The 11,934-nt window shown below is 50.5% G+C and carries 7 protein-coding genes; 6 read left to right on the forward strand and 1 reads right to left on the reverse strand.

Going from position 1 to position 11,934, the window contains the following annotated elements; translation table 11 throughout:
* The first annotated feature begins 20 nt into the window (after nt 1–20).
* Genes ABWW03_RS05630 through ABWW03_RS05645 form a run of 4 tightly spaced genes read left to right on the forward strand, consistent with a single transcriptional unit; the run spans nt 21 to nt 8,371 of the window.
* The gene (locus tag ABWW03_RS05630; protein ID WP_353406906.1) at nt 21–896 is read left to right on the forward strand and encodes a CheR family methyltransferase; all 876 of its coding nucleotides are present in this window, start codon (nt 21–23) and stop codon (nt 894–896) included.
* Nucleotides 897–914: 18 nt separating this feature from the next.
* Nucleotides 915–6,902 (forward strand): hybrid sensor histidine kinase/response regulator, encoded by a 5,988-nt coding sequence (locus ABWW03_RS05635; RefSeq protein ID WP_353406907.1) that lies wholly within the window; start codon nt 915–917, stop codon nt 6,900–6,902.
* 1 nt (nt 6,903) lies between these two features.
* The gene (locus tag ABWW03_RS05640; protein ID WP_353406909.1) at nt 6,904–7,887 is read left to right on the forward strand and encodes a chemotaxis protein CheB; all 984 of its coding nucleotides are present in this window, start codon (nt 6,904–6,906) and stop codon (nt 7,885–7,887) included.
* A gap of 13 nt (nt 7,888–7,900) precedes the next feature.
* Nucleotides 7,901–8,371, forward strand: coding sequence for a chemotaxis protein CheW (locus ABWW03_RS05645; RefSeq protein ID WP_353406911.1), 471 nt, complete (start codon nt 7,901–7,903; stop codon nt 8,369–8,371).
* 20 nt (nt 8,372–8,391) lie between these two features.
* On the opposite strand, the gene ABWW03_RS05650 is transcribed toward ABWW03_RS05645, so the two are convergent.
* Nucleotides 8,392–9,117, reverse strand: a complete 726-nt coding sequence (locus ABWW03_RS05650; RefSeq protein ID WP_353406912.1) for a 16S rRNA (uracil(1498)-N(3))-methyltransferase — start codon at nt 9,115–9,117, stop codon at nt 8,392–8,394.
* Between the two features lie 100 nt (nt 9,118–9,217).
* Here ABWW03_RS05650 and ABWW03_RS05655 point away from each other — a divergent pair, with 100 nt between their 5' ends.
* Both ABWW03_RS05655 and ABWW03_RS05660 read left to right on the forward strand, forming a co-directional pair.
* A complete protein-coding gene (locus ABWW03_RS05655) occupies nt 9,218–9,859 on the forward strand; it encodes a response regulator (protein ID WP_166852837.1) in 642 nt (213 codons plus the stop codon).
* A gap of 76 nt (nt 9,860–9,935) precedes the next feature.
* A complete protein-coding gene (locus tag ABWW03_RS05660; RefSeq protein ID WP_353406913.1) occupies nt 9,936–11,861 on the forward strand; it encodes a TonB-dependent receptor plug domain-containing protein in 1,926 nt (641 codons plus the stop codon).
* Nucleotides 11,862–11,934 lie beyond the last annotated feature (73 nt).

Genomic DNA, 11,934 nt, shown 5'->3' on the forward strand with positions numbered 1-11,934 from the left:
TTTAGAAGTTAAAAATGTAGATGTCCTGGTCTTTACAAGTTTCAACGGGCTTAACGGATTTAGAGTTCAACCGCTGGCGAAAACTACTGGAAAAAAGAGCGGGCATCGCAGTTGGTCATCAGCTGCGTAGCATGCTGCAGGTGCAAATAAATCAGCGCATGCAAACCATAGGGTACAAAGACTACTCGGACTACTACGATTTTGTGAGCAGTGGTTTGGGTGGCCGGCTTGAGCAGGCTTTGCTGATTGAAAAACTGGTGGTAGGTGAAACCAGCTTTTTCAGGCATCGGGCCTCCTATGATTTTGTCAGCATGGCGTTTGCCCGTTTTCTGGAGCAAAAAGCGATTCAGGGTGAATCGGCTAACAGCTGTTTTGATGTGTGGAGTATTGGTTGCGCGAGTGGAGAGGAACCGTATTCCTTGGCGATGGATCTCGAAGATCAACTCGCCAAGAAGAATCTCTACGGCTCGGGCTTCTACAGCGTGGTGGCAACGGATATCAGCCACAAAGCGGTTGCCCTGGCGCGTAACGGAGTATACGCCGCTTCGCGTTTGGGGGTTGTGCCAGATGCACAAAAGCAGCACTACTTTGAAAAATTAAACGACGGGCGCTATAAAGTTAAAGCAGCATTGGCGAAGAATATTTGTTTTAGCCAGGCAAATATCGTTGATATTGACAACATGCCGATGGTGAAAATGGATCTGGTGTTTACACAGAATATGTTGGTGTATTTCCGTAAACCTCAGCGCCTGAGAATATTAGATTACATTGCCGAGCGACTGAAACCGGGTGGGTTTTTGGTGTTGGGTTTAGGCGAGGTAACCAAATGGCATAATCCGCGCATGCAGGCTGTGGATATTGGTGCCGTTCAGGTTTATCAGCGCAACGTAGAATAATTGGGGAAGCTTCCTGCTATGGAAGAAAAAAGAGACTTAACTGCACTGGATTGGGTGCTTGGAGAAATTTCCGAGTCATTAAATCAATCTCGTCAAGCCCTAGAAGCCTATATGGGCGATGTCCAGGACATTACCCAATTACGTTTTTGCCTGACACACCTGCACCAGGTTTACGGCAGTTTGCAGATGGTCGAGCTCGAAGGTCCAACCATGTTGGCCCAGGAAATGGAGCTATTGACCCAGGAAATGCTGAACGGTGCGGTCGCGGCAGACAGTACAGTGGCCAATACGCTCATGCGAGCTATTGTGCAATTGCCTTTGTTTCTGCAGCAAATTCAACAGGGGCAGGGCTTTCATTCTTCCGCGGTCTTCCCTCTGGTCAATGAGCTGCGCTCAGCACGCGGTGATTCCTTAATTATCGACTCTGTGGGTTTTAACCCTGACCTGTCGCCCCTGCAGTTACGTTTTGGTGTTGCGCCTAAGTTATTGGACAAGCAGGAACACTTTCTAGCGGTTGCGAAAAAATTACAGCAGATGTTCCAGTTCGCTGCCGCCAGTGTATTGCGCGGCATGAATGTTCAGGATAACCGCGACTATCTGAATAAAATTTTTCTGCGTTTGAAGGCGATAAGTCAGGCCAGTCCTCGCCTTCAGCAGTGGGATATTGCCAAGGCCTGGTTGGACAGTCTGAGTAATGAAGATCTGTCTCGGGGCTTGGCTGTGCGCGCGCTGATGCGTCATCTGCATCGCGATATTAAATTGATTTCCCAGCAAGGTGTGCCGGCGTTAAATTCAGCGCCCAGCCCGGAACTGCTGCGTACCTTATTGTTTTATGTGGCTTGTAGCACAGCGTCTTCTGACGCGATTCGCGCCGTACGTGAACGCTATGCTTTGGATCAGGCGTTTGGCGACGACGAGCAATCGTCCATCAGCAGCGTTTCCGAACCCCAGTTGGACACCATCCGTTCCGTGACTAAAGCTCTGAAAGAAGAGCTGGACGAGATCAAACAGACCCTTGAGCGTTTCAACGAAGATGGTGGGAACGCGCAGCCTCTGGAAGATATTTTACCTGTCTTCCAGCGGGTGGCTGACACCATGATGGTCATGGGCGTTAATGAACTGCCCAAACAAGTTAATGAAATTGAAGAATCCTTGCGTCTGAAGTTGCGTGAGGGCGAGCTGCACAGCGCAGAGTTGATGCAGTTTGCGGAAAAGATTCTTAATGTGGAGCATCAGCTGGAAGCCATTGCCAGCTCGGGCCGACTGCAGGAAACGGTTGATAACAAAACTCTGGCGGCATTGCGTATTGATGATGCGCAACAGGCCGTGGTCCAGGAATCCTACGCCCGTCTCGAAACGGTTAAACAGTCCATTGTGGAATACATTGCGTCTCAATGGGACGTGACACATTTGCAAAGCGCCCCGAGTTTGTTGAAGGAAATTGCGGGTGGTCTCGCCATTATTCCTTTACAGCGTGCGGCCAATATTTTGTATACCTCGGCACGTTATATCGATGACAAGTTATTGATTGGCGATGCAGGTGCTCCGCAATGGGTTGAGTTGGACACCTTAGCTGATGCCATTTCCAGTGTGGAATACTACCTGGAAAAACTGCGTGCCGGTGTTGATAACAGCGAAGATCAATTGTTGGATGTGGCTGAAGAAAGCCTGGCCAATCTCGGCTATGCGGTAGTCGACATTCAATACATCGATTCCAGTGACGAGGAAGCGCCCGAAACTGTCGATATTGCTTTGGTTGGTGTTGGCGAACACATCGAGGCGAGTAATGACGAACCCGATGATCTGGACGTTGAACTGCCAGCCGTGAGCCTCGACAGTGGCGAAGCCCCCGTAGAAAACGTTGCGGTAACGCCGGCAAACGATGCGGGTGATGACGATGAGGTCGATAGTGAAATTCGAGAAATTTTCATCGAAGAAGCCACGGAAGTTATTGAATCTATCGATGACTATTTCCCACGCTGGGCGATGGACTTTTCTGACAATGAATCACTGGGCGAATTCCGCCGCGCATTCCACACACTGAAAGGCAGTGGTCGTTTAGTTAAGGCCTTTAGCATTGGTGAACTGGCTTGGTCGGTTGAGAATATGCTCAATCGAATCATTGACGGCGCCATTGAGCCGAGTGAACAACAGGTTAGTTTGATCAATCGCGTCCGTGAACGCCTGCCGGGCATGGTGACCGCGTTTGCAGATGACGTGCCTGTTGACGGTGAAGAAGAATTACAACAGTTGCAAAACTGGGGTGCAATACTGGCCGATGGCGGCCATGTTGCGGAGTTGGAAGACAAAGCCGACAGCGGTGGGCCAGCATCCAGCGATGACCGCTCCGATAACGTTGTGTCCGAGATAAACTTGTCCTCGGCGCCTGACGCTGAGGGTGATGCGGAACTGAGCGCTGAAGACGAAGAGCGCGAAGAACAGTACCAGCTTTGGGACATTTTCGTATCCGAAGCAGAAGGTCACTTATACGAAGTTGGCCGTTTTAATGAACGCATGTTGAATGCGGCTCCTTTATATGAAGCACCCAGCGACCCAATGCAGCGAGCTTTGCACACGCTCAAAGGCAGTGCTCATATGGCTGGAGTTACGGAAGTTGCCGAGATTGCGACGCCTCTCGAAGGTCTCGCCAAAGAGATGCGCAACTACCAAGTGATTTTGAATCAAGACAGCCTGCAACTGTTTATTGATTCGCGTGAGTATATTCAAAAAGCTCTGGAGCAAATTAAATCTCGCCAGGATATTGTGATTCCCGAGAAGACCTTGTTCCTGGCGCGTGTTGCTGAGCAGTACGAACTCAATGTTGGTCACCTGATTCATCAGGAACAGGATTCGCCACTGGGCTCGGCCGACCCAAGTAAACTGACGGCGTTTATGGCCGGCGGTATGGACTTGTTGCTCGATGCCGATCGCCTTTTGGTCAGTTGGCGCTCGGGTGGTCCGGCAGCAGATGTGGCTCAGATCACGACAGAATTGCATGCCTTGCATGAAGCTGCCGAACAGGCGCGCTTGCCGCAGGTCGCTTCGCTGAGCGAACAGTTGCTGGCGGTTTACAAAGAAATTCCGGAAGGTACCGAAACCCTCGATCACGATGTGCTTATGCATCTGGAAGAAGGTCACGAAGGCATTCTGGATATGCTGGACGCCGTAGCCGCGACTCAGGAGCTGCCTTTGCCTCGCGAAGAGTTGGCTGGTTTGTTGGCGGCGGATGCTCAAATGCTTGCGGATCATGTCGAGCCGGATTCTACTTCTGATGAAGCCGAAGCCGAAGCCGAAGCCGAAGCCGAAGCCGAAGCCGAAGCCGAAGCCGAAGCCGAAGCCGAAGCCGAAGCCGAAGCCGAAGCCGAAGCCGAAGCCACTGTGTTTGAAGCGAATGAAGCTGAGGTGGAAGAAGCCGAGCTGCAAGATGTCGATATTGAATCCGACACGGCAGTAACATTTGCTGAGCAAGAGCAAGAGCAAGAGCAAGAGCAAGAGCAAGAGCAAGAGCAAGAGCAAGAGCAAGAGCAAGAGCAAGAGCAAGAGCAAGAGCAAGAGCAAGAGCAAGAGCAAGAGCAAGAGCAAGAAGCGGATGCGGAGCAAGCTCTGAGCGCTGAGACGGAAACCAGTGGTTACATCAGTGGGCTGCTGGCAGCTGCTGCCGCAACAACTGTTCAGGATGACTTGGAAGATGAACTCGACGACGAGGTCGATCCGGAAATTCTGGAAATCTTCTACGAAGAAGCTGAAGAACAGATCGAAGAGATTGAAGAAGCCGTTCACGAATGGGAGAGTGCGCCCAATAGTAGTGAGCATGCGGATGAATTGAAGCGTGTTCTGCACACCTTGAAAGGGGGTGCTCGCTTGGCGGGTCTGTCGACCTTGGGCGACCTCGCGCACGATTTTGAAACCTATCTGATTAACCACGCGGACAATGCCAGTAAAGACCCGCAATTCTTTGAGCAGGTTCACGACTACCAGGATCGTTTAATCCGACGAGTCAAAGCCAGTGGGGATGATATTCCAGAACCTGTTGCGGTTCAGGAGCCGGAAGAAGCTGAAGAGCCAAAAGCGGTAGCGATTGTTGAAGCTGAGCAGGTTCAGGTGCAGAGCAAAGCGCCCGTTCAAGGTGAACAAGGTGCCTTGCAGGTGCAGCGCAGTGCGCCGCAGGAAGTTATCAAGATGCCTGCTGATCTGCTTGAGAGTCTGGTTAACCTTGCTGGTGAGACGTCGATCTCGCGTGGTCGAATGGAGCAACAGGTTTCCGACTGGGGTCAATCCCTGGATGAAATGAATTCAACCATTTCGCGTCTGCAAGAGCAGCTGCGTCGATTGGATATTGAAACCGAAGCACAGATTCTTTTCCGTCAGGAGCAGTTGCAACAGCACGAAGATTTTGATCCGCTGGAAATGGACCGCTATTCTCAATTGCAGCAGTTGTCTCGATCGCTCACAGAGTCTGCTTCTGACTTGTTGGACCTTAAAGATACTTTGTCTGAAAAGGCTCGCGATGCCGAACAGCTGTTGCTGCAGCAATCGCGTATTAATACCGATTTGCAGGAAGGCTTGATGCGTTCTCGAATGGTTCCGTTCTCGCGCATGGTGCCGCGTTTGCGTCGAATCGTTCGTCAGGTGTCCAGCGAATTGGGCAAGCAGGTTAACCTGCAGATGGAAAACATTGAAGGTGAAATGGATCGCTCGGTACTGGAGCGAATGGTGACGCCTCTTGAACACATGTTGCGTAATGCGGTGGACCACGGTATCGAATCCGCCGAAGAGCGTGCTGCTGAAAATAAATCTGCCACGGGTCGAATTAATCTGAGCTTGAGTCGAGAGGGCGGTGATGTTCTTCTGCGCTTGGCCGATGACGGTCGTGGTATTGATTTGGAGAAAGTGAAAGCCAAAGCGATTGAACGTGGCATGATGTCTGCCGATGCTCAACTGAGTGATCGCGACATTATGCAGTTTGTTGTGCAGGCAGGTTTCTCTACCGCAGAATCGGTGACCCAGATTTCCGGTCGCGGTGTAGGTTTGGACGTTGTAAGCAGTGAAATTAAACAGCTGGGTGGTGCCGTTACCATTAATTCCCAGCAGGGCCAGGGAACAGAATTCCTGATTCGTCTGCCGTTCACCGTATCGGTAAACCGTGCCTTGATGGTGCAGATTGGCGACGATTCCTACGCACTGCCACTGAATACTATTGAAGGTATTGTGCGTGTTAGCCCGTTTGAGCTTGAACACTACTATCAAGATCCCCAGGCGCGCTTTGAATACGCCGATGAGAACTACAAGGTTCGCTATCTCGGTGAGATGCTGGGCACCGGTGCTCAGCCGAAATTGGAAGATCAAATTCTACCACTGCCGGTTGTGTTGGTGAGAACCACAGAGCATGTGGTGGCGATTCAGGTGGATTCATTGATGGGCAGCCGCGAGATCGTGGTGAAAAGTTTGGGCTCACAGTTTGCCAGCGTGCAGGGTTTATCCGGTGCGACCGTAATGGGTGATGGTAGCGTAGTTGTTATTATCGATCCGGTGGCCTTGATTCGTCGCCAGGAAGCGATGAGCTATCAGCCGCAATACCTGCCGGAAGACATTTCTGTACCGAGCAATGAGAATGATGAAATCACAGTCATGGTGGTGGATGATTCGGTAACCGTACGTAAAGTAACCGGACGCTTCCTGGAGCGTCAGGGCTATCGAGTGATTGCCGCGAAAGACGGTATGGAAGCGATGAAAGTTCTGCAGGATGAAATTCCGGCGATCATGTTGCTGGATATTGAAATGCCTCGGATGGATGGTTTTGAAGTGGCCAAAAACGTTCGTGGTAGCCGTCGCTTGCAGGATTTACCGATTATTATGATTACCTCTCGTACCGGTGATAAACACCGTGAGCGTGCGATGGAGCTGGGTGTCAACAAATACATGGGTAAGCCGTTCCAGGAAGAAGCTCTGTTGGAAAATATCAATGAGCTGATTGGAATTGTGCCGCGTGCCTTAGAGCAAGCTTGATATGGAGCAGAGCTTAACAGGCTTGCGACTGGGGTTGATTGCCAACGACGAATCGAGTTTGCAGCGTCTGGAAAAGATGTTGGATGGATTTGATTGCCAATGCCCGTACGGGGAAGTGTTATCTGAGATCGATTGGCAGGGCGCGATTACCGATGTGCAGCCCGATGCCTGGATTGTTTGTGTTGATGATGCGGACAACAGCGAACTGGATGATTGGCTGGCAGAGCAATCCATCACTGTCATGCTGGCAGATGAGGCGGTTCCCGCTAGCCGATCTGAAGCCTATCCGGAATGGCGCCAACGCTGGTTGCAAAAATTGCGCAAGCTTACCCAGGTTCACAAAGAAAAACCTCAATGGCCAAAGCAGCTTTGGGTATTGGCAGCCTCAACCGGTGGGCCAGAAGCGGTAGGTGAATTTTTATCTGAGTTACCCGCGAATTTGGATGCCGGTTTTATTTATATTCAGCACAGCAGTGTTTCCGGAGAACCTCTGATTCGACAGGTGGTTGCCAAACGCAGCGTGTACCCTATGGCCCTGGCTGAAGAAGGTCAGGCGGTAGCGCCTGGCAAAGTCTGGATGCTGGGCGCAAGCCGACGTTTGTTGTTAAACAGTCAGGGGTTGTTAGAGAGCGATGGAAAGCCTTGGGCCAGTGATTTCTCTCCCAGCATTGATCAATTTGTCTATTCGGCTGCGAGTCGAATCTCTGGTCAGAATAACTGTCAGCTGGGTGTGATTATTTTCAGTGGCATGGCCGGTGATGGTGCGGAAGCCTGTCGTTTTGCTCAGCAGCGAGGTGTGGAAATCTGGACCCAGAGTCCGGAGTCCTGCATCAGTCCTTTTATGCCTATGGCCACCGCTGAAACCGCGCAGGTAAAATTCAGTGGTAGCCCTAAACAATTAGCAGAGAAGCTCTGTGAACACTTGGCGAGTGTGTCGGAATCAGAAGATTCCGAAGAGACCTGCCTGGAAAAAGTCGCGAGCTAGTCTGGAGTCAATTATGGAACAACTCACACAAGAACGTCCCAATGAAGTGCCCAGCCTGGCTGTGCCAGTTGCCGGCTTTACCCTGCTCTTGCCGACCATTTCGGTAGCGGAAATGGTTCCGTATCGTAAATCGCGTTTTATTCCTGCCGAACAAGAGGCGACTGGTTTTCTTGGGCGCTATGAGTGGCGTGATCAGAAAGTGCCGCTGCTGTCTTTTGAGGAGTTGAACGGTTTACCGCGCGGTGAGGTCTCGGGTTATAACCAGGTGGCAATCATCAACGCCACGGGTGTTAACTCCGAACTTGCCTATGTGGCGGTTATCGCTCAGGGTATTCCCCACGTTGCTCGAGTAACGCCAGAGGCGATTCAGGAACTGACGGATGCGGATGATTTTCCCTACGTCAAAATGACCGTTGTGGTGGAGGGTCAGGAAGCGGTGATCCCGGATGTACCGGCATTGGAAGTAACTGCCGCCGAACTGTAGATTGTGTGAGTCTGTTTAATTTAAAAATCGCCCCAGTACTGCTGCAGCAGACTGAGTGCCACCAATGGGGCGGTTTCGGTTCGCATAACTCTGGGCCCCAGAGTTAACGGTGCAAAGCCTGCCTCTCTGGCCGAATCAATCTCTGTTTCGCTCAAACCGCCTTCTGGTCCAATCAAAATACACGCTTTGTCGACAGATTTGCCGGGGTCCAGACCTTCGCTGTCGCGATGATGAAGCACCCATTTTTCCCCATCGAGAGGCTGGCTAAGAAAAGTACCCAGAGCTAAAGGGGAACGTAATTGTGGTAAACGATTGCGCTGGCATTGTTCACAAGCGCTGATCAAAATCTGCTGCCAGTGTTGATGTTTTTTCTCCAGCCGCGGGCCGCTTAATTTGACTTCCGTGCGTTCCGTGAACAGTGGTGTGATTTCACTCACACCCAGTTCGCACGCTTTTTGAAGCACCCAGTCCATGCGATCGCCCCGAGAAACACCAATCGCCAAATGACTGTGCAGCGGGGACTCCCGGTCGTCCGTGTTATGCTCGGTAATCGTTACCTGAGTGACTTTTTTGCCGACCTCATGAATAATAGCCGAGTATTCGCCCCCTTGAGCGTTAAATAGGATTAATTCTCGCCCAGGCGTCATGCGCAGCACTTTGCCAAGATGGCGTGAGGCGGCCTCTTCCAGGCGGATGGTCGAGCCAATTTGCAATTGTTGTGGGGTGTAGATTCTCGGAATGCGCATAGCTTAATAGCTGGAGAGCTTGTTAATTTCAGCGACTGGGCGCCAGTGGCTGGCCATAATAACAGAATCGGCCGGTCAAACCTAAGATATGGATGTAGTGATGAAAGCGACCTTGTTGATTGTAGAAGACTGTGAAGCCGCTCGCGAGCGATTGGAAACGGCCATTATTGAAGGCGGTGAATTTCGTCTGGTGGGCTCTGTGGGTACTTTCAAAGCCGCCGCCGCAATGTTGGAAAACTCTTCCCCGGATATTCTTCTGACGGACCTCGATTTGCCTGATGGCAACGGTATCGATCTAATCAAGATGCTTCGTCACAGTAAGGTCAGCACTCAGCTGGCGATTGTTATCACTATTTTTGGTGATGAAGCCCATGTGATCAATGCACTGCGAGCCGGTGCGTCCGGGTATCTTTTGAAGGACGATGAGTTCTTTGAAATCAATAGCGCGATTAAGCAAATGCAGGAAGGTGGTGCGCCTATCAGTCCGGGTGTGGCTCGTTACCTGTTGCAGGAATTTAAGCCGGCACCTGCCAATGAGGAAGAAACCCATAACAGTTTGAGCGAGCGGGAACACGAGATCCTGTTGCTGGTGAGCAAGGGGTATACCTCAAAAGAAATTGGCAATATGTTGAATGTTTCTTTCCACACAGTGAATGCCCACGTCAAAAATATTTACAAAAAACTCGCGGTCACCAATCGCACGGGGGCCATTTATGAAGCCACGAAAAAAGGCATAATTTAGAGGCCCATCGTTAAGCGTGTTTACCCAAAGAATAGCTCTGCCATTTGCTCTACTGGCCAGTTTGCCGGTATGGGGAATGGATGAATCTCTCGAACTGGATTTGCCGGTGGTGATCAGTGCCAGCCGTTTGAACCAGTCCATTTTGCACAGCCCTTCTGCCGTTACTGTCATCGACAGGAATATGATCGCGGCGACGGCCTATACTGATATTGCCGATGTTTTGAGACTGGTGCCAGGCTTCCAGGTTCTGCGTGCAGATGGACGGACCTATTCAGTGAACTCACATGGTGGGGGATGGGAGTTTAATAATCGTCTGCAGGTATTGGTAAATGGTCGCACAGCGTATCTGCCGACCTTGTCAGTCGTTGACTGGGATACCTTGGGTGTTCACATCAAAGACATAGAACGAATCGAAGTGGTACGTGGCCCTTCAGCCTCGGCCTACGGCTCAAATTCATTTTCTGCCGCGATCAATATCATCACTCGAGAGCCCAGCTTGAGCGATCCTTATCGTTATTCGGTACGCGTTGGTAACAAAGGCGAACGTGAGTATCAGGCGAGCTGGTCTGATCAAAATGACTATCTGGATTACCGGGTGACCTTGTGGAAACGAAGGTCAAATGGACTGGATAACTTCCACGATTTTAAAGACCACGACAATTTCAGTTTTGCAGGGGTGAGTCATCTTGAGGATGGTTCCAGCCTTGATATGGAATTCCATTTTTACAACGGTGAAACCGGCGCCGCAGAATTTCCTGAGTTTCGACCGCGTGATCGCAAGGTCAACGGTTTCTCGGCCAAACTGGCCTGGCAGAAAAATTACAGTGCGAACAGTGATTTCGGCATCAAAGCCTACTACAGTGATCGCGATGAAGACGATCTCACTTTTACCATTCCGTTGAATGAGATCATTGGCGTGAGCCGTGAAGTTTTCCAGGCAGTTACCGGCTCTGATGACATCGATTATCGTACGGGCTACAGTACCCATAAGGGCCGTCGAGCGGATTTGGAAGGACAGTATAACTGGCACAATGAACAGGGTTTCAAAGCGGTTTTGGGACTGGGTATTCGTCAGGACTTTTTGAAGAGTATTTCCTACTTTCCACAAAAGGGAGAAGTCGAAGAAACCAGTTTACGCAGTTTTATCAATGTGCAACAGCCATTGCCGAAAGCGTTTATGTTGAATCTCGGTTTGCTGTATGAGTACTCTGCCGACTTTGGCAGTCACTGGTCGCCACGTTTAAGTTTGAACTGGGATTTCAAACCTCAGCAAAGTATTCGCATTGGCGCCTCACAAGCTTATCGCCAAGCCTCATTGTTGGAAGCCAACTTCGATACTCAAACCGTTTTGTCGAACGGTTTTCTACTCGATCAACGTTACATCTCTGACGATGAATTGCGCGCGGAAAAAATCGTCAACTTCAATATCGCCTATCAGGGCAAGCGAGGCTTTTGGCAGTGGGAGATCAGTGCCTATCGCGAAGCGCTGGACTATATGATTGATTATGCGGTGGATCAGTCTGTGATTGATGCCCTGATGAACTTTTCAACCCGCGTAGGCAATTATGACAGCTACGACAGTCGCGGCATTGAGGGTGAAATCAGCTACCGCCCTCAGTTAAACAAGTTTATTCGTTTTCAGTTCAACCGCGGCAGCAGTCACCATTACTCGCTATTGCGCTTAAACCCATCTGTGACAAGAATCTATAAAGATAGGGCACCGAAGTGGAGTGCGGGCCTGTTTATGTCCTACCCGATCAGAGAATGGCAAGCAGGCTATTCGATCCAGTACATGGACAATGTCTACTGGGATGGTTTTGGTGACCGTGTGAAGTCCTATACCCGTATGGATTTCTCTCTGGCCCGAACCTGGGAAATTGGTGACAAGGAACTGGAGTTAAAATTTGGTGCATTGTCGTTTAATGACTCATACCAAGAATTTAATGAGGAATTGTCTATTGATCCTCAATACTATCTCGGTATCACCCTGGCTAAGCGCTAGATGAGGGTCTGTTACCTTCTCTTGCTATTTCTTCTTGTCGGCAGTACCTCGGGGTTTGCTGATATTCACATCC

The sequence above is a fragment of the Pseudoteredinibacter isoporae genome, from assembly GCF_040372805.1.
In the GTDB taxonomy this organism is placed as follows: Bacteria; Pseudomonadota; Gammaproteobacteria; order Pseudomonadales; family Cellvibrionaceae; genus Pseudoteredinibacter; species Pseudoteredinibacter isoporae_A.